The sequence below is a fragment of the Diaphorobacter sp. J5-51 genome, assembly GCF_001023515.1.
Lineage (GTDB): Bacteria > Pseudomonadota > Gammaproteobacteria > Burkholderiales > Burkholderiaceae_C > Diaphorobacter > Diaphorobacter nitroreducens.
Genome location: NZ_JSYI01000123.1, coordinates 10,841 through 29,451, shown reverse-complemented (window position 1 = coordinate 29,451; position 18,611 = coordinate 10,841). Strand labels below are relative to the sequence as shown.

General features: G+C 62.0%; 15 protein-coding genes, 2 tRNA genes and 1 pseudogene. 6 read left to right on the top strand and 12 right to left on the bottom strand.

From position 1 onward, the window contains the following. Positions 1-40 precede the first annotated feature (40 nt). The 6 genes from merT to merE are packed head-to-tail and all read left to right on the top strand — an operon-like array spanning position 41 to position 3,188. Entirely contained in the window at positions 41-391 is a 351-nt protein-coding gene (gene merT, locus OX89_RS15220; RefSeq protein ID WP_001294667.1) for a mercuric ion transporter MerT, read from the top strand. A 15-nt stretch (positions 392-406) separates the two neighbouring features. Continuing rightward, on the top strand, positions 407-682 hold the full coding sequence (gene merP, locus OX89_RS15215) for a mercury resistance system periplasmic binding protein MerP (protein WP_000735441.1): 276 nt from the start codon (positions 407-409) through the stop codon (positions 680-682). 2 nt (positions 683-684) lie between these two features. Beyond that, positions 685-930, top strand: coding sequence for a mercury resistance system transport protein MerF (gene merF, locus OX89_RS15210; protein WP_000654684.1), 246 nt, complete (start codon positions 685-687; stop codon positions 928-930). After that, positions 927-2,573, top strand: a complete 1,647-nt coding sequence (merA, locus tag OX89_RS15205; RefSeq protein WP_047351260.1) for a mercury(II) reductase — start codon at positions 927-929, stop codon at positions 2,571-2,573. Before merF ends, merA begins: the two co-directional genes overlap by 4 nt. A 16-nt stretch (positions 2,574-2,589) precedes the next feature. Next, complete coding sequence (gene merD / locus OX89_RS15200) at positions 2,590-2,955, top strand: mercury resistance co-regulator MerD (RefSeq protein ID WP_003465059.1); 366 nt, start codon at positions 2,590-2,592, stop codon at positions 2,953-2,955. Next, on the top strand, positions 2,952-3,188 hold the full coding sequence (gene merE / locus OX89_RS15195; RefSeq protein WP_001087809.1) for a broad-spectrum mercury transporter MerE: 237 nt from the start codon (positions 2,952-2,954) through the stop codon (positions 3,186-3,188). Before merD ends, merE begins: the two co-directional genes overlap by 4 nt. Positions 3,189-3,240: 52 nt before the next feature. Here merE and OX89_RS15190 read toward each other — a convergent pair whose 3' ends face one another. The 12 genes and pseudogenes from OX89_RS15190 to OX89_RS15135 form a co-directional block, all read right to left on the bottom strand. Then, positions 3,241-3,855, bottom strand: coding sequence for a recombinase family protein (locus OX89_RS15190; protein ID WP_000904941.1), 615 nt, complete (start codon positions 3,853-3,855; stop codon positions 3,241-3,243). A gap of 60 nt (positions 3,856-3,915) precedes the next feature. Continuing rightward, complete coding sequence (locus OX89_RS15185; protein ID WP_011517528.1) at positions 3,916-5,133, bottom strand: TniQ family protein; 1,218 nt, start codon at positions 5,131-5,133, stop codon at positions 3,916-3,918. Continuing rightward, positions 5,130-6,038, bottom strand: a complete 909-nt coding sequence (locus OX89_RS15180) for a TniB family NTP-binding protein (protein ID WP_009687862.1) — start codon at positions 6,036-6,038, stop codon at positions 5,130-5,132. The genes OX89_RS15185 and OX89_RS15180 overlap by 4 nt, the downstream gene beginning before the upstream one ends. A 2-nt stretch (positions 6,039-6,040) precedes the next feature. Beyond that, the gene (locus OX89_RS15175; protein ID WP_011875634.1) at positions 6,041-7,723 is read right to left on the bottom strand and encodes a DDE-type integrase/transposase/recombinase; all 1,683 of its coding nucleotides are present in this window, start codon (positions 7,721-7,723) and stop codon (positions 6,041-6,043) included. Positions 7,724-7,860: 137 nt separating this feature from the next. Then, positions 7,861-8,838, bottom strand: a pseudogene (locus OX89_RS15170) (tyrosine-type recombinase/integrase); the annotation flags it as partial. A 226-nt stretch (positions 8,839-9,064) separates the two neighbouring features. Beyond that, a tRNA-Gly gene (locus OX89_RS15165) sits at positions 9,065-9,140 on the bottom strand. 97 nt (positions 9,141-9,237) lie between these two features. Then, the gene (lon, locus tag OX89_RS15160; RefSeq protein WP_047351259.1) at positions 9,238-11,658 is read right to left on the bottom strand and encodes an endopeptidase La; all 2,421 of its coding nucleotides are present in this window, start codon (positions 11,656-11,658) and stop codon (positions 9,238-9,240) included. Positions 11,659-11,797: 139 nt separating this feature from the next. Further along, positions 11,798-13,063: an ATP-dependent Clp protease ATP-binding subunit ClpX gene (clpX, locus tag OX89_RS15155; RefSeq protein WP_011804642.1), complete on the bottom strand. Its 1,266-nt coding sequence runs from the start codon at positions 13,061-13,063 to the stop codon at positions 11,798-11,800. Between the two features lie 97 nt (positions 13,064-13,160). Further along, positions 13,161-13,769, bottom strand: coding sequence for an ATP-dependent Clp endopeptidase proteolytic subunit ClpP (clpP, locus tag OX89_RS15150; RefSeq protein WP_015912823.1), 609 nt, complete (start codon positions 13,767-13,769; stop codon positions 13,161-13,163). Positions 13,770-13,892: 123 nt separating this feature from the next. Next, complete coding sequence (gene tig / locus OX89_RS15145) at positions 13,893-15,203, bottom strand: trigger factor (protein WP_047351258.1); 1,311 nt, start codon at positions 15,201-15,203, stop codon at positions 13,893-13,895. Between the two features lie 78 nt (positions 15,204-15,281). Next, positions 15,282-15,368: transfer RNA gene (locus OX89_RS15140), tRNA-Leu, on the bottom strand. Between the two features lie 89 nt (positions 15,369-15,457). Then, positions 15,458-18,607, bottom strand: coding sequence for an efflux RND transporter permease subunit (locus tag OX89_RS15135; RefSeq protein ID WP_047351257.1), 3,150 nt, complete (start codon positions 18,605-18,607; stop codon positions 15,458-15,460). Positions 18,608-18,611: the final 4 nt, after the last annotated feature.

Sequence of the window (18,611 nt, the reverse complement as noted above, 5' to 3'; positions counted from 1 at the left end):
AAGCTTAAGCTATCCAATTCAGATTCGAAAGGACAAACGCATGTCTGAACCTCAAAACGGGCGCGGCGCGCTCTTCACTGGCGGGCTGGCCGCCATCCTCGCCTCGGCTTGCTGCCTCGGGCCGCTGGTTCTGATCGCCTTGGGGTTCAGCGGCGCTTGGATCGGCAACTTGACGGTGTTGGAACCCTATCGCCCCATCTTTATCGGCGTGGCGCTGGTGGCGTTGTTCTTCGCCTGGCGGCGCATCTACCGGCCGTCAGCCGCCTGCAAACCGGGTGAGGTTTGCGCGATTCCCCAAGTGCGAGCTACTTACAAGCTCATTTTCTGGGGCGTGGCCGTGCTGGTTTTGGTCGCGCTCGGATTTCCCTACGTCGTGCCATTTTTCTATTGATCACAGGAGTTCACCATGAAAAAGCTGCTTTCCGCCCTTGCCCTCGCTGCCGTTGTTGCCCCCGTGTGGGCCGCCACCCAGACCGTTACGCTGTCCGTACCGGGCATGACCTGCTCGGCCTGTCCGATCACTGTCAAGAAGGCGATTTCCAAGGTCGATGGCGTCAGTAAAGTTGACGTGACCTTCGAGACGCGCGAAGCGGTGGTCACCTTCGATGATGCCAAGACCAGCGTGCAGAAACTGACCAAGGCTACCGAGGATGCGGGCTACCCATCATCAGTCAAGAACTGATCATGAAAGACCCGAAGACACTGCTGCGGGTCAGCATCATTGGCACAACCCTCGTGGCGCTGTGTTGCTTCACCCCTGTTCTGGTCATTTTGCTCGGTGTGGTCGGCTTGTCCGCGCTGACCGGCTATCTGGACTATGTGCTGCTGCCTGCGCTGGCGATTTTCATCGGCTTGACCATCTACGCCATCCAACGAAAACGCCAAGCCGATGCCTGCTGCACCCCGAAATTCAATGGAGTAAAAAAATGACCGAAATCACCGTGAATGGCATGACCTGCACATCCTGCGCCACCCATGTCAAAGATGCTTTGGAAAAGATTCCCGGCGTGAATGCCGCTGTGGTGTCCTATCCAGAAAGCCGCGCGCAAGTCATGGCAGACACCGCCGTGAGCCACAACCAACTGCTGGCCGCCATCGCCGCATTGGGTTATCAAGGCTTGATCCGGGTTGGTGATTTCAAAGATGAACCAAAAATCCGTGATGCACTTGAGGGCGCCGGTTTGCATATCGCCATCATTGGCAGCGGCGGGGCCGCGATGGCGGCGGCGCTGAAGGCCGTCGAGCAAGGCGCGACGGTCACGCTGATCGAACGCGGCACCATCGGCGGCACCTGCGTCAATATCGGCTGTGTGCCGTCCAAGATCATGATCCGCGCTGCCCATATTGCCCATCTGCGCCGGGAAAGTCCGTTCGACGGCGGTATTGCGGCAACTGTGCCTGCGATTGACCGCAGCAAACTGCTGGCCCAGCAGCAGGCCCGTGTCGATGAACTGCGGCACGCCAAATACGAAGGCATCCTGGACGGCAATCCAGCCATCACCGTTTTGCACGGTGAAGCGCGTTTCAAGGACGACCAGAGCCTGGTCGTCCGTTTGAACGAGGGTGGCGAGCGCGAGGTAACGTTCGACCGCTGCCTGGTCGCCACCGGTGCCAGTCCGGCCGTGCCGCCGATTCCGGGCCTGAAAGAGTCACCCTACTGGACTTCCACCGAAGCGCTTGTCAGCGACACCATTCCCGCACGCCTGGCCGTGATCGGTTCGTCGGTGGTGGCGTTGGAACTGGCGCAAGCCTTTGCCCGGCTCGGCAGCCAGGTCACGATCCTGGCACGCAGCACCTTGTTCTTCCGGGAAGACCCGGCCATCGGCGAGGCCGTGACAGCCGCTTTCCGCGCCGAGGGCATCGAGGTGCTGGAGCACACGCAAGCCAGCCAGGTCGCCCATGTGAACGGCGAATTCGTGCTGACCACCGGACACGGTGAATTGCGCGCTGACAAGTTGCTGGTTGCCACCGGTCGGGCACCGAATACGCGCAGCCTCGCGCTGGACGCGGCGGGGGTCACTGTCAATGCGCAAGGGGCCATCGTTATCGACCAAGGCATGCGCACGAGCAACCCGAACATCTACGCGGCCGGCGACTGCACCGACCAGCCGCAGTTCGTCTACGTGGCAGCGGCCGCCGGCACCCGTGCCGCGATCAACATGACCGGCGGCGACGCAGCCCTCAATCTGACCGCGATGCCGGCAGTGGTGTTCACCGACCCGCAAGTCGCCACCGTGGGCTACAGCGAGGCGGAAGCGCACCACGATGGCATCGAGACCGACAGTCGCACGCTGACACTCGACAACGTTCCGCGAGCGCTTGCCAACTTCGACACACGCGGCTTCATCAAGCTGGTCATCGAGGAAGGTAGCGGACGGCTCATCGGCGTGCAGGCGGTGGCCCCGGAAGCGGGCGAACTGATCCAGACGGCGGTGCTCGCCATCCGCAACCGCATGACGGTGCAGGAACTGGCCGACCAGTTGTTCCCCTACCTGACAATGGTCGAGGGGTTGAAGCTTGCGGCGCAGACCTTCAACAAGGACGTGAAGCAGCTTTCCTGCTGCGCTGGATAAAAAAAGGAGGTTTTCAATGAGCGCCTACACCGTGTCCCGGCTGGCCCTTGATGCCGGGGTGAGCGTGCATATCGTGCGCGACTACCTGCTGCGCGGATTGCTGCGTCCGGTGGCGTGCACCCCGGGCGGCTATGGCCTGTTCGATGATGCCGCCTTGCAACGGCTGTGCTTCGTGCGGGCGGCCTTCGAGGCGGGCATCGGCCTGGACGCGCTGGCGCGGCTGTGCCGGGCGCTGGATGCTGCGGACGGCGATGAAGCGGCCGCGCAGCTTGCCGTTCTGCGCCAGTTCGTCGAGCGTCGGCGCGAAGCGTTGGCCGATCTGGAGGTGCAGTTGGCCACCATGCCGACCGAGCCGGCACAGCACGCGGAGAGTCTGCCATGAACAGCCCCGAGCGCTTGCCGTCCGAGACGCACAAACCGATCACCGGCTACCTGTGGGGCGCGCTGGCCGTGCTCACCTGTCCCTGCCATTTGCCGATTCTCGCCATTGTGCTGGCCGGCACGACGGCCGGCGCGTTCATCGGAGAGTACTGGGGTATCGCAGCCCTCACGCTGACCGGTTTGTTCGTCCTGTCTGTGACACGACTGCTGCGGGCCTTCAAAGATCGATCATGAGCGCTTCCCATTGAGACAAACCACGCTGTCGCTACGTTGCCTCATGCCGGCATCAAATTCGGCTGAGTAGCTTCTCGCCATCTGGACGTAGCTCACCCTTGGGTGAAACATGCCGATACAGGGTCTGCCGCGTGACGCCAAGTTCCTGGCACAGGTCGCCGACCTTGGTCTCTGGCTGACCCATTGCCGCCATCGCCAGCCGCAGCTTGGCGGCGGTCATCTTGAACGGCCGGCCGCCTTTCCGCCCGCGCGCGCGGGCCGAGGCTAGGCCGGCAATCGTGCGCTCCGCGATCAACTCGCGCTCGAACTCGGCCAGGGCGGCGAAGATGCCAAAGACCAGCTTGCCGGCGGCGGTCGTGGTGTCGATGGCCGCGCCGTGCCCGGTTAATACCTTCAAGCCGATGCCGCGCCCAGTCAGGTCGTGCACGGTGTTGATGAGATGTCGCAGGTCGCGTCCGAGCCGATCCAGTTTCCACACGACCAGTGTGTCGCCAGTTCGCAACGCCTTCAGGCAGCTCGTCAAGCCGGGCCGATCCTCGCGCATGCCGGATGCCTGGTCCTCGTAAAGATGTACTGGATCGACCCCGGCGGCAATCAGCGCGTCGCGCTGCAAATCGGTAGCCTGGGAGCCGTCCGCCTTCGATACCCGCATGTAGCCTATCAGCATGTCGTACCTGTCACATATACGTTCGATTATGTGACAGTGTGCACCGGAAAGTTCTGGTCGTCAAAATTTGTCACTTAACCCGTCATTCTGTCTAAGACATGCAAAGGGTCCATCAGCCTCGTAATGTGACAGAAATTCCGGGGGAATGCCTTCCTTTGCAAAGGTGGCGCGCAACTGTTCCAGGGAAGCGGGATCGCGCCGACCATAGGAAGCCAACGCGAACAGCGAGCGTGCCGTCTCGGGGTCGTGCCGGGCTTCAATGATCGCCTCACTGATAGCTTGGACCGCCCGTTGCCAATGATTGACGGGTTCGGGCTTCGGCGGTTTCGCCGGCAGACCACTGGTGAACCCGGTTTGGAGCTCGGACCAGAACAGCTTTGCATGCTCGCCTGGCGGGCTGATATCCCTCACCTCGATCAAGCTGATTGCCGTTGCCGCCGCCTCCAGCATCTGCAACCGTATTGCCGGGTTCAGGGTTTCATACGGTCGCCACAGACTTTGCCCAGCACGCAGCGGATGCCCGCAGCCTTGCCAGACTTGGCGGAGATACCCCGCGTAGGTTCCGCACGCCGAAAGCGGGGTGTTCAGCTCATCGAGCAGCGTGCGTAGCAGTCGAAACCACAATCCAGCGTGGATGCGTCGGCACGGCAGTTCCACATGGCCGGTCGTCAGTGCCTGCCAGGTACGCCGGTCCATCACTGCAATCGCGTCGCTGGCGGTGCGCGACGCAGTGTCGGCGTTCTCCCAGCCGAGAAACCGCCCAGGCACGCCCCAATAGGATTCCAGCCAGCAGCCATGCAGCGGGCAGCTCAGCATCAGGGGCAGCTTCCATGCAAGCAGTACGGCTTGGTTTGCCGGGTCGTTCAGACAGAGAGGACAGGCGCGATGTATCGGCTGGCTGGGCAGCCAGGCACGCCAGCTCGTGATGGATCGCGTCCTACGGCGGAGTTTCGGCAGCAGCACCGAGAGCTGGAACGCATAGGTTTCCAATGCGTCTGGAATCTGATCATCAAGGCTGTCCAGTAGCCAAGGCACCCAGCCGGCGAAACTCATGCAACGCAGCCGGTCCGGCTCGATGCCGCTCCGCTGGGAGAGCATCGCCAACAGCGCCAGTGGTGGCGCGGTATCCAGGTCATCAACCTGAGCGTGACCAAGATCGTGCTCCAGCAGCTCGGACACCTCCATGTGATAGCAAAGGGCCACGCGGTTGAGCCACGAAGACAAGGCTTCGCCTTCTCTGGGGGCCGGATGCAGTGGCCAGCGTGGCGCTGGCTTCACATCAGTTCCCGCTCGAATTGCCGCCGCCGCTCGCTGGGACCGGTGTAATCGGCCATGCTCAGCGTGCGATGGTTGATCGCTTCCTCGCCGCTCTCCACGGCGACGATGGCCGCCGCCATCAGCAAGTGCGCCAGTTCGCCGATGGTGCCCTCGCTGCGTGTGAGCAGGTAGCGGGCCATGTCCAGCGTGGCAATCGACGAGGGTCGCCGCAGTGGAAGCGAAGCGGCGAAACTGGCCAGCAGTGAGCAGCAATCGTGATTGGCCTCCCATACCGGCAGCATCATCGGCTCGAAGCGATTTTCCAACTGGTCATCGGAGCGGATGGCCAGGTAGGCGTCGCGCGTGCCGACCCCGACCAGTGGGATGCGCAGTTCATTGCCGAGGAAGCGCAGGAGATTGAGGAATTCCCGGCGATTGACGCTGTTACCGGCCAGGACGTTGTGCAACTCGTCGATCACCAGCATGCGCACGCCGACCTTGCGCAGCAGTGCCAGCGCCAGTTGTTCCATTTCTGGCAGCCGTGGGCGCGGTCGCAATGGCGCACCCATCGCCGCGAGCAGCGCGACGTAGAAGCGGATTACCGACGGTTCGGATGGCATCTGCACGACCAGTACCGGAATGTGCTCCTGGTCGGCGTCGGCTCTGGCCGGATGCGTGCGCCGGAACTTCTCGACGATCATCGACTTGCCGTTGTTGGTCGGGCCGACCAGCAGCAGGTTGGGCATGCGTTGCTTGTTTGGCCACGTATACAGGATTTCCAGCCGGTTCAGCGCCTCGACTGCTCGCGGATAGCCGATCCAGCGGTCGGCGCGAAGGCGATGGATGCGTTCGTCCGCCGGGAGACGGGCCAAGCCCTGGGCCGCCGGCAGCAGGTGGGACAAGTCGATGATGGGATATTCTTCCACGGCTACCACTCCTCAATCTGGTCGAACGGTTTGGCCGGCGGCTGGTTGTCTGCCTGCTGCCCATCCATGTCAGCGCCCGGTGGTGGCGTGGTTTTGACAGGCGTTGCCGTTGCCTTGAGATGCTGGCGTCGATCCGCGTCGCGCCGCGCCTTGCGCGTAGCCTTCTGCGCGGTGGTAACGATTTCGCGCATCTGGCCGATCATGCGGAACAACGCCGACTCATCCACCTGTTCGCGCCCTTGCTGCCGCAATTTCGCCAGCGCCTGTCGTTGTTCCCAGAGGGTGACAGCCGGGTGCGACAAGGTACGGTAGGGAATTTCCAGGTAGTGCTGCCCCTCTGGTTCCAGCACCCATATGCGGCTGATGTCGCGCGGGTCGCGCCGGATCAGGAACGCAGGCAAGCGGTCCCGCCGAGCTATCCACGGCTTGAGCGCATCGGCGTAGTAGTGGATGTGGTCGATGACGAAGCCGGTGCGGGTCAGCGTGCGGCGGATGATGGGCAGAAAATCGACCAGAAAAGCCGTAGCGCGAGTGATGACGGTTGGCACGCCGGTCCGCGTGATAGCTTCGGCCCAGCGCGCGGCCGGCGGTTGGAGCAGGCCGTTGTGCACGGAGCCGTGATAGGTGCCGACCGCCAATGTGAGCCAGCGCTCCAGCTCGCGCAGTGTCAGGGCGGCCATCTTCTCGGAGGCGTATTCCCCGCGCTGGTCAGGATTGGAGAAGGTCGTCCCCGGCAATTCGTCGTGGATCATCTGCATCGCCGTGCCGATGATCCGTTCCACGATACCGCCGTAGTGCGGCTGCCCAAGCGGGCGATAGTCCAACCGGATGCCATGCTGCTCGCAGCCACGGCGCAGCGCCTCGCTCTTGAACTCAGCCGCGTTGTCCAAGTAGAGCAGTCTGGGCTTGCCGCTCATCGGCCAATCCATCTCTACGTTCAACCCTTCCAACCAAGGGCGCTTGTCGCAGGCGGCATGCACCAAGCACAAGCCGACCGAGACGGCGGACGGGGCTTCCAGCGTAACGACCATGCCAACCACGCAGCGGGTGAATACGTCGATGGCGAGGGTCAGGTATGGACGGCCAATCGGTTGCCGGTCGCGCTCGTCCACCACGATCAGGTCGATGACTGTGTGGTCGATCTGCACCTGCTCCAGCGGCGCGGAGACGGGTGGCGGAACACCACCAACACCTTGCAGGTCGCGGGCGGCATCTTGTCCTTCCCGGCGGTGAGTGACCTCGCGCGGATCGAGGCCGGCGATCCGCAGAGCCACCGTGTTGCGCGCCGGCACCCGCAGCTTTTGCAGCTTGCACGCCCGCACAACTTCGCGGTGGAACGCCGCCAAGCTACGCTTCTGCTTGGTCAGGAAGCGCTTTTGCAGTAACTCGCGGATGATTCGTTCGACCGACTCCGGCAAGCGGCCTTTACCTTTGCCACCGCTCGACTGCCCAAGAGCCAAGTCAGTGACCAGCCCCGATCCTAGCCGGGCACGGCGGATCAGGACGTAGACCTGCCGCCGGGACAGCCCCAATGCCTGGGCTGCCGCGTCGGCCGCTTCATGCCCAACCGTCTCCGACTGCGCCAACGGCCCAATGATCTCCGCGCGACGACGCGCACGCTCCCATGCCTGTTCTGGCAGGGTGGCCACGCCGTGCTCGGTAATCGGTGCGGTATCGGTCGCCATGCTCATCTCGCTTTGGTGCACACGAGTATTGAGCATAGACGAGTTTCGTGCAGAGGAGTCCTGATATCTGGCTGTCAGGAGCCGTATGCACAAGAGGCTTCAAACCGCGCTGAATGGTGCAGTCGTCTTCTGAAAATGACATCACTGCGATGCGACAGCAGGTACTTCTGCGCCGGCCGCATCACGCCCAAGAGGTAGCGCACGATCTCGATGGCCTGCAGGGACAGTGGCACGATGTAGGGCGGCACGTCCTGCGGCCGCTTGCCAGCCTTGCGCATTTCGTCCTGGAGCTGCTTGACGACCTGCGGCGGAATGATCCACAGGCCGCGGTCAAGGTCGAACTGTTCAGGTTCGGCCAACCGCAGTTCGCCCGTGCGTACCCCCGTCAGGAACAGTAGCCGGACGCCAAGCTGAGTCTGCCAGCCGCGCGGGTTGTAGAGCCGGAGCTTCTGAAGGAACTCGGGCATCTCGGGCAGATGGAGATAAGGATTGTGGGCCACCGGAGGCTTGGGTTCGGCCACCACGTCCAGGTCGGCGGCCGGGTTGACCTCCAGCCCCTCGGCGATGACCAGGGCATAGCGGAACATCTGGTTGAACCAGGTACGGACCTTCTCGGCGGTGGTGAACGCCTTGCGCTTCTCGATCGCCGCCAGGACGCCCAGGAGCTGGGGCCGGCGAATGTCGTAGATGGACATCTTCCCCAGGGTGGGTAGCACGTCCTTGTTGAAGATACGCAGGATCTGCGAAAGCGTACTTTGGCGGCCTTCCTTGAGTTCCTTGCGGCGATGCTCGACCCAGGCATCGAAGACGTTCTTGAAGGTGTATTCGCCGGCCAGCTTGGCCGCATGCCGACGCTGATCGCGTTCGATTTGGGGATCGATCCCCCTGGCGAGCAGGGCCTGGGCCTTGTCCCGCTCGGCGCGGGCCTCGCGCAGACTGATGGCGGGATAGCCGCCCAGGGCCATGCGCTTTTGCTTGCCCAGCCAGGAGTAGCGGAATATCCACGACTTGCCGCCTGCGACAGAGACCATCAGGCTCAGGCAGTCGTTATCGTAGAGGGTGTAGCGTTTGCCGGTGGTCTTAGCCTGCCGGACGATCAGATCAGAGAGTGCCATTTCGAGGCTCCTAAGTAATGACTTAGGCCCTATGCTCGTCATGGTCCCCGCTCAGTCCCAGCAACTATCCGGAAGCCGCCTCACCCGTATTCCTGTGCCTAGATTGGCGCCTAAAAAAGGCTGGCTGTGGGTGGATTTCCGTGGCGCTCGCTGGAATGAAAAAAGGGGCCGAAGCCCCTCTTTTCAACGACTTACAGACGTAAGTAGAAGTCTGTAGATCATAACTTGGAGCGGGAAATCGGTCTCGAACCGACGACCTCAACCTTGGCAAGGTTGCGCTCTACCAACTGAGCTATTCCCGCATTTACCTAAGCCTCACACTGTAGCATGTTTAGCGTCGATAAGTGAAATTATAGAGTACTTTTCGCGTGCTCCAAGAATAGTGCAAAGTTTTTTCCATCAATGTTTCACGGAGCCCCGTGACACATCGGCGGAGGCAGGCACCGCCACGGTTTGGGCACCGTCGTCCTCTGCCAATGCAACAGGCTTGCGCTCGAGTGCTATCTCCAGCACCTTGTCGATCCACTTCACAGCAATGATCTCCAGCCCCATCTTGACGTTGTCTGGAATTTCCTGGAGGTCTTTTACGTTTTCTTCAGGAATCAACACCGTCTTGATCCCTCCACGCAATGCCGCCAAAAGCTTCTCCTTGAGCCCACCAATTGCTGTGACCTCTCCGCGCAATGTGATCTCCCCCGTCATCGCAACATCTGCGCGGACCGGTATTCCGGTCAGCGCAGAAACGATCGCCGTCGTCATCGCAATGCCGGCGCTAGGACCATCTTTAGGGGTCGCACCATCGGGCACGTGGATATGGAGATCTCGCTTCTCGAACGCCTCATCGCGAATACCAAGTAAGCGCGCACGGCTACGCACTACCGTGCGGGCCGCTTCGACCGACTCCTTCATGACATCGCCCAGCGATCCTGTGCGAAGGATGTTGCCTTTGCCGGGCATGGTCGCGACCTCGATCGTGAGCAGATCCCCGCCGACTTCGGTCCATGCCAGGCCAACCACTTGTCCCACTTGGTTCTGCTGTTCCGCGCGACCGTAGGTGTACTTGCGCACTCCCAAGTATTCAGGCAAGTTGTCCGCCGACACCTCCACGGGAGCCGTCAGCTTCTTGAGCTGGATTGCCTTGACCACTTTTCGGCAGATTTTGGAGAGTTCGCGCTCTAGGGAGCGGACGCCCGCTTCACGCGTGTAGTAGCGCACGATGTCTCGTACGGCGGATTCCGTGACCTGCAACTCGGCATCTTTCACACCGTTGTTTTGCATCTGCTTGGGGAGCAAATATTTGATGGCAATGTTGGTTTTTTCGTCCTCGGTATATCCGGAAAGACGTATCACCTCCATGCGATCAAGTAGCGCCGGCGGGATGTTCATCGAGTTCGAAGTCGCGACAAACATGACATCGGAAAGGTCGAAGTCGACCTCCACATAGTGGTCGCCGAACTTGTGGTTCTGCTCAGGATCGAGGACTTCCAATAACGCGCTCGAGGGGTCACCTCGAAAGTCCATGCCTAGTTTGTCAATTTCATCGAGCAGGAACAACGGATTGCGCGCCCCCACCTTGCTCAGGCTCTGCAATACCTTGCCTGGCATCGCCCCAATGTAGGTACGACGGTGACCCCGGATCTCTGCTTCGTCACGCATCCCCCCCAGCGCCATACGCACGTACTTGCGCCCCGTTGCCTTTGCAATGGACTGACCGAGCGAAGTCTTGCCCACACCCGGTGGGCCGACCAAGCACAGGATGGGCGCCTTCACCTTGTCCACCCGCTGCTGCACGGCGAGATATTCCAGGATCCGGTCTTTCACCTTTTCCAGGCCATAGTGGTCCTCGTTTAACACAGCCTCTGCATGGGCAAGATCGTGCTTGACCTTGGACTTCTTGCTCCAGGGCAGTCCCGTGAGCACATCAATGTAGTTGCGAACCACAGTGGCTTCGGCAGACATAGGAGACATGAGCTTGAGCTTTTTCAGCTCACCTTCCGCCTTCTTGCGCGCTTCGACCGGCATGCGCGCGGCCTTGATCTTTTTCTCGATCTCCTCAAGATCCGCGCCTTCTTCGCCTTCGCCCAGTTCCTTCTGGATCGCCTTGACCTGTTCGTTGAGATAGAAGTCCCGCTGGTTTTTCTCCATCTGGCGCTTCACGCGACCGCGAATGCGCTTATCCACATTGAGGATATCCACTTCGCGGTCCAACTGCTCGAACAGATTCTCCAGACGCTGCTTGACGCCTGCCAAGTCGAGAACAACCTGCTTGTTCTCCAGCTTGAGCGGCAAGTGCGCGGCAATGGTGTCAGCCAGCCGCCCCGGATCGTCGATGGCCGAAATGGAAGTCAGAATCTCAGGGGGAATCTTCTTGTTCAGTTTGACGTACTGATCAAACTGCTGCATTACCGCCCGGCGTAGCGCTTCAATTTCACTCGAAGCGGCGTCCTCAGCGGATGCCTGCATGGGCTCAACCGTCGCCGTGAAGTGAACGTCCGATTCATGCACCATGCGAACGTGGGCGCGCTGCTGCCCCTCCACCAGCACCTTCACCGTGCCATCGGGAAGCTTCAGCATCTGCAGGATGGTGGATATGCAACCGACTTCGAACATATCCGAAACCTGCGGTTCATCCTTGGCGGCTGCTTTTTGCGCAACCAGCATGATTCGTCGATCGGCATCCATGGCGGCTTCCAGCGCCTTGATGCTCTTGGGACGCCCCACAAACAGGGGAATCACCATGTGAGGAAAGACCACCACATCGCGCAAAGGCAACAGTGGTAGATCCAGGGGCGTATCGGGCAGGGGTGTGTGTCCGGACATGGGGCAATCCTCTAGTAGTTCCATGGAATATGGTCCATGGACCACATTTTTCAACCCGGCAGCATCTGCACCCAGGTGTTAGCAACATGGCTCGCCGGGCGCATCACTAACGCGCGCGACTCCCGGCGACACACGGCTTTCAGGCGGTCTTGGCGGCCTCGCGATAAACCAGCAAAGGGGCCTTGTTCTCTTCGATGGTGGCCTCGTCCACCACCACCTTTTCCACGTTGGAGACGTTGGGCAAGTCAAACATGGTGCCAATCAACGCTTGCTCAAGAATGGAGCGCAAGCCGCGGGCACCCGTCTTGCGTGCGATGGCTTTTCGCGCGATGGACTTCAACGCAGCGGGACGAATTTCCAGCTCAACGCCTTCCATCGCCAGCAACTTGCTGTACTGCTTGACCAAGGCGTTTTTGGGCTCGGTGAGGATTTGCACCAGCGCGTCCTCGCTCAGTTCGGCCAGGGCTGTGACCACGGGCATGCGACCCACCAACTCTGGAATCAGGCCGAATTTGATGAGGTCCTCAGGCTCGATATCCTGAAACACCTCGGTCAAAGAACGCTGCTTTTTGCTACGCACTGCCGCGCCAAAGCCAATACCGGAAGCTTCAGTACGGTTCTCAATGACCTTTTCCAGCCCAGCAAACGCACCACCACAAATGAACAGAATGTTGGTGGTATCGATCTGCAGAAAATCCTGATTGGGATGCTTGCGTCCACCTTGTGGAGGCACGCTCGCCATGGTCCCCTCGATGAGCTTGAGCAGCGCTTGCTGCACACCTTCACCTGAGACATCCCGCGTAATACTGGGGTTGTCGGATTTGCGCGAAATTTTGTCGATTTCGTCGATGTAGACAATGCCCCGCTGGGCACGTTCCACATCGTAGTTGCAGCTTTGCAGGAGTTTCTGGACGATGTTCTCCACGTCCTCTCCAACATAGCCGGCTTCCGTCAGCGTGGTGGCGTCAGCCATCACGAAAGGCACATCGAGCTGCCGCGCCAAGGTCTGCGCAAGCAACGTCTTGCCCGACCCCGTAGGGCCGATCAACAGGATGTTGCTCTTGGACAGTTCCACCTCGTCCTTACCGGCCTTGTCCTTGTGGCGCAGGCGCTTGTAGTGGTTGTACACGGCGACGGCCAGCGTACGTTTGGCCTTTTCCTGGCCAATCACGTAATGATCGAGGTTGGTCTTGATTTCCGCAGGCGTAGGCAGATCTCCGCGGCCTTCGCGTCCGGCATCGCCGGTGGGCAGCTCATCACGGATGATCTCGTTGCACAGGTCAATGCACTCGTCGCAGATAAAGACCGACGGACCGGCGATCAGCTTCTTTACTTCATGCTGGCTTTTACCGCAAAAAGAGCAGTAAAGGGTTTTTTCGCTGGAGGAGCCTTTTTTCTCGGCCATGGGGGCAATGCCTTATGACTGGGGATGTTGTCAAGATGATAACGAAATAAAAACGGCGTTTCCCACAGGGGGAAACGCCGCGCGCGCCGGCCAAAACTCAGGGGCGCTTGGCAATGACCTGGTCCACGATGCCGTAATCCTTGGCTTCGTCCGCGGTCATGAAATAGTCCCGCTCGGTATCCGCCTTCACCTTCTCGATGGGCTGTCCCGTGCGCTCCGCCAGGATGCGGTTCATCTGATCCTTGGTACGCAGAATGTCGCGGGCGTGGATCTCGATATCCGTCGCCTGTCCGCGGGCGCCGCCCAGCACCTGGTGGATCATGATTTTGGAGTTGGGCAGCGAATACCGCTTGCCCTTGGCCCCTGCAGCCAGCAGGAAAGCCCCCATGCTCGCCGCAAAGCCGCAGCACAGCGTGGACACATCCGGCTTGATGAACTGCATGGTGTCATAGATGGCCATGCCCGCCGTCACGCTGCCCCCCGGGGAGTTGATGTAGAACGAAATATCCTTGTCCGGGTTCTCGCTCTCAAGGAACAGCAGCTGCGCAACCACCAGGTTGGCAGTCTGGTCATTGACCTCACCCACCAGGAAGATCACGCGCTCCTTCAACAGGCGCGAATAAATGTCGTAGGACCGCTCGCCGCGGCCGGACTGCTCAATGACCATGGGGATCATGCCCAGGGCTTGCGTTTCCAATGCGCTCATACGTTTCTCCAGTCAGGCGGATACTGTACCCAGAAAATGAATTGGGGCTTGTGCCGCAAAGCACAAGCCCCGCCGGGTTTCGTCCTCACCCCTGGGTCAAAGCCCGGGGCAAGGGCCAGCTACTCAGGCCTGGCCCATCAGTTCATCGAAGGACACGGCCTTGTCGTTCACCTTGGCCTGGCCCAGCACGAAGTCGGTCACATTGTTCTCGATGACCACGGCTTCCACCTCAGCCAGGCGATTGCGGTCGCTGAAGTACCAGCGCACCACGTCCTCAGGCTTCTCGTAGCTGGCAGCCAGCTCGTCCACGTGGGCCTTCAACTGCTCCGGCTTGGCCTGCAGGTTATTGGCACGCACGAGTTCGGCGACCACCAGGCCCAGGCGCACGCGGCGCTCGGCCTGAGGGCGGAACACGTCCTCGGGGATTTCGGCCTTGTCGGCGTCCTTGATGCCGCGCTGCTTGAGGTCAGCGCGTGCAGCTTCCAGCAGGCGGGCAATTTCAGCCTGCACGCTGGCTTTGGGCAGATCCAGTTCCGCTTTGGACACCAGAGCGTCCATCACGGCTTGCTTGTTGCGGGCCAGCAGGCGGAATTTGACTTCGCGCTCCAGGTTCTTCTTGATGTCGGCGCGCAAGCCTTCCACCGTGCCGTCGGCAATGCCGAGCGACTTGGCCAGTTGCTCATTCACCTCGGGCAGGTGGGCCGCTTCGATCTTCTTGACGGTCACCATGAAGTCAGCCGTCTTGCCAGCCACGTCCTTGCCGTGGTAGTCCTCGGGGAAGGCCAGGGGGAAGGTCTTGCTCTCGCCCGACTTCATGCCGCGCACTGCGTCTTCGAATTCCTTGAGCATCTGGCCCTCGCCCACCAGGAACTGGAAGTCCTCGGCCTTGCCGCCCTGGAAGGGCTCGCCGTCGATCTTGCCCTCGAAATCCACCGTCACGCGATCGCCGTCTTCTGCAGCAGCGGCCAGGGCACGCTGTGCAAAGGTACGGCGCTGCTTGCGCAGGATGTCCAAGGTCTTGTCGATGGCGCTGTCGGTCACTTCGGCGGAGAGCTTCTCGACTTCCGCGGTGGACAGATCGCCGATCTTGACCTCGGGGAACACCTCGAACACGGCCTCGAAAGTCACTTCGCCTTCAGGCGCGCCGTCCTTCTCCGTGATGCGGGGCTGGCCTGCCACGCGCAGGTTGGCTTCATTGGCGGCCTGTGCAAACGCCTCGCCCACCTTGTCGTTCAGCACTTCGTATTGCACCGAATAGCCGTAACGCTGAGCCACTACGCTCATAGGGACCTTGCCGGGACGGAAACCATCCATCTTCACCGTACGGGCCAGGCGCTTGAGGCGCGCGTCCACTTCGGTCTGGATCGTGGTCAGGGGCAAGCTCAGCGTGATCTTGCGCTCAAGCTTTTCAAGGGTTTCAACAGTTACGGCCATGGTTGTTCCTAGTGTCTGGATGTGGACCGTGCCGACTTGCAGTGCAAGCCTGCACCACGTTCCGCCAAAGTCTCACGTTGGTGCGCGGGGGGGGACTCGAACCCCCACACCATTGCTGGCGTCAGGACCTAAACCTGGTGCGTCTACCAATTTCGCCACCCGCGCAGTTCTGAAAGCCACCCGGATGGCAGGCACAGCAGGCCACCCCGGTGAAATAGGTCAAACGGCAGATTTTACCCTGTTGCGGCCCGCCTTTAAATGGAATCGGTTATCGGCGCTCCGGGATCGGGCCGCCGCACACGAAACCACGCTGCGTACATCGCGGGCAGTGCCAGCAGCGTGAGCACCGTGGCCACGACCAGTCCACCCATGATGGCCACGGCCATAGGCCCCCAGAACACGCTGCGCGACAGCGGGATCATGGCGAGCACCGCCGCCGCCGCCGTCAGCACGATGGGCCGCAGGCGCCACACGGCCGCCGCCACGATCGCGTCCCACGCGGGCACGCCGGCCGCACGGTTGAGCTCGATCTGGTCGATCAGGATCACCGAATTGCGCTGGATCATGCCCATGAGGGCGATCACCCCCAGTAGCGCCACAAAGCCGAAGGGCCGGTTCAGCAGCAGCAGCGCCGCAGCTACCCCCGCAATCCCCAACGGGCCGGTGAGGAACACCAGCACGGAGCGGCTGAAGCTATGGAGCTGCAGCATCAGCAACGTGAACACGATGAACAGCATGACGGGCACGCCCGCCACGATGGAGGCCGAGCCCTTGCTGCTCTCTTCCACCGCACCCGCGACCTCGATGCGCACGCCCTTCTCACCGGCCGCCCGCCAGCGGGCCTCCAGCGCGCGCAGCTCGGGCAGCAGTTGCGCCGTAACGGTGGCGCCCTGCAGCCCCTCCACCAGGTCGCCCTGCACGGTGATGACGTAGTTGCGGTTCCAACGCCACATCACCCCCGGCTCCCAGGTGAACACGGGCCTGGCGATCTGCGTGAGCGGAATGGAGCGGCCCGAAGCCGTGGGCAGGTAGGCGTTGCCGATGTCGGAGATCGCCTCGCGCTCGTCCTGCGCCTGGCGCAGCACGATCTCGATGAGCTTGTCGCCCTCGCGGTACTGCCCCACCGTGGAGCCGCTGAACATGATGCGCGAAGCCTGGGCGATGGACTGGCTGGTCACTCCCAGCGCGCGCGCCTTGTCCTGGTCCACCTCCAGGCGAACCACCTTGACCGACTCGTTCCAGTTGTCGTTCACGCCGATCAGGTTGGCGTTGCCGCGCATCAGCGCCTTCACCTCGTCGGCGCGCTCGCGCAGCACGGCCGGGTCGCTGCCCACCACGCGGAACTGCACCGGGTAGGGCACGGGCGGGCCGTTGGGCAGCAGCTTCACGCGGCCGCGCGCCTCGGGGACCTCCTCGGCCAACAACCGGGGCAGGCGCAGGCGCAGCGACTCGCGCTCGGGCAGGCTCTTGGCCAGCACGATGAACTGCGATACGTTGGGCTGGGGGAACACCTGGTCCAGCGGCAGGTAAAAACGCGGGGTGCCCGAACCCACCCACGCGGCCACGCTGGCCACGCCTTCCTGCTCCATCAGCCGCTGCTCTACCCGGCGCACCACGGCCTCGTTGGCTGCGAAGGAGGTGCCCTCGGGGAACCACAGGTCCACCATGATTTCCGGCCGGCTGGAGTCGGGAAAGAACTGCTGCTGCACGCGCCCCATGCCCACCAGCCCCAGCGCGAAGATGCCGATGGTGGCGCCGATGGTGATCCACCGGTGCGCCACGCACCAGTCCACCATGTGCCGGAAGCGGTGGTAGAACGGCGTGTCGAACACCTCGGGCGGCGGCGCATCGGGCGCATGCGGCTTCACCTTCAGCAGCAGCGTGCCCAGGTAGGGCACGAAATAGACCGACACGATCCACGACAGCACCAGCGAAATCACCGTCACCGCGAAGATCGCGAAGGTGTATTCACCCGTGACCGATTTGGCGATGCCGATGGGCAAGAAACCCGCGGCCGTGATGAGCGTGCCGGTAAGCATGGGCTTGGCCGTCACGTCATACGCAAACGTGGCCGCGCGCACCTTGTCGTAGCCCTCCTCCATCTTGCGCACCATCATCTCCACGGCAATGATGGCGTCGTCCACCAGCAGCCCCAGCGCGATGATGAGGGACCCCAGCGACACCTTGTGCAGCCCTATTCCCAGATAGTGCATGGCCAGGAAGGTCACGGCCAGCACCAGCGGGATGGTGATCGCCACCACCAGGCCCGGCCGGTAGTCCACGTGCCAGCCAAAACGCCCGCCCTTGTGCAGCCCCAGCGAAATGAAGCTCACCGCCAGCACGATCACCACTGCCTCGATCAGCACCTTGATGAACTCGCCCACCGAATCGGCCACGGCCGCTGGCTGATCCTGCACCTGGTGCAATTGCACGCCGGCCGGCAGCCGCGCCTGGATGTCGGCCGCTGCAGCGCGCAGCGCCTTGCCCAGCCGGATGATGTCGCCACCCTTGGCCATGGAGATGCCCAGGCCGATGACCTCGTGCCCCTGGAAGCGCACCTTCACCCCCGGCGGATCGACATAGCCCCTTCGCACCTCGGCGATGTCGCCCAGGCGCAGCTGGGCTCCCGAGCCGCCGCGGATCGGCATGTCACGCAGCTGCTCCACGCTGGTGAACTGCCCGCCCACGCGCACCTGCACCACGTCCTGTGGCGACTGGATCGCGCCCGCGCTCTCCACCGCATTCTGCGCACCCAGCTGCTGCAACACCGCGTTGAAGTCCAGCCCCAGCTGCGCCAGACGCTTTTGCGAGACCTCGACCCAGACGCGCTCGTCCTGCACGCCGAACTGCTCGACCTTGGCCACGTCCCTCACGCGCAGCAACTGCTGGCGCACGTCGTCGGCGAAGTCCTTCAGCTCGGCATAGCTGAAGCCCTCACCCTGCAGGGCGTAGATCACGCCGTACACGTCGCCGAACTCGTCGTTGAAGAACGGCCCCTGGATATTGCCCGGCAGCTGGTAGCGCATGTCACCCACCTTTTTGCGCACCTGGTACCAGATGTTGGCCACCTCCGCCGGCTTGGACGAGTCCTTGAGCTCGAAGATGATCTGCGACTCGCCCGGCTTGCTGTAGCTGCGGATCTTGTCGGCGTAGGGCACCTCCTGCAGGGTGCGCTCGATCTTGTCCGTCACCTGCTCGGCCACCTGCTGCGCCGTGGCGCCGGGCCAGTAGGTGCGCACCACCATGGCGCGGAAGGTGAAGGGCGGGTCCTCGTCCTGCCCCAGCTGAAAGTACGCGGCGATGCCCAGCACCATCAGCACCACCATCAGGTAGCGCGTGAGCGCGGCATGTTCCAGCGCCCAGCGCGACAGGTTAAAGCCCTGCTTGGGCTGCGTCTGCTGCATGGGG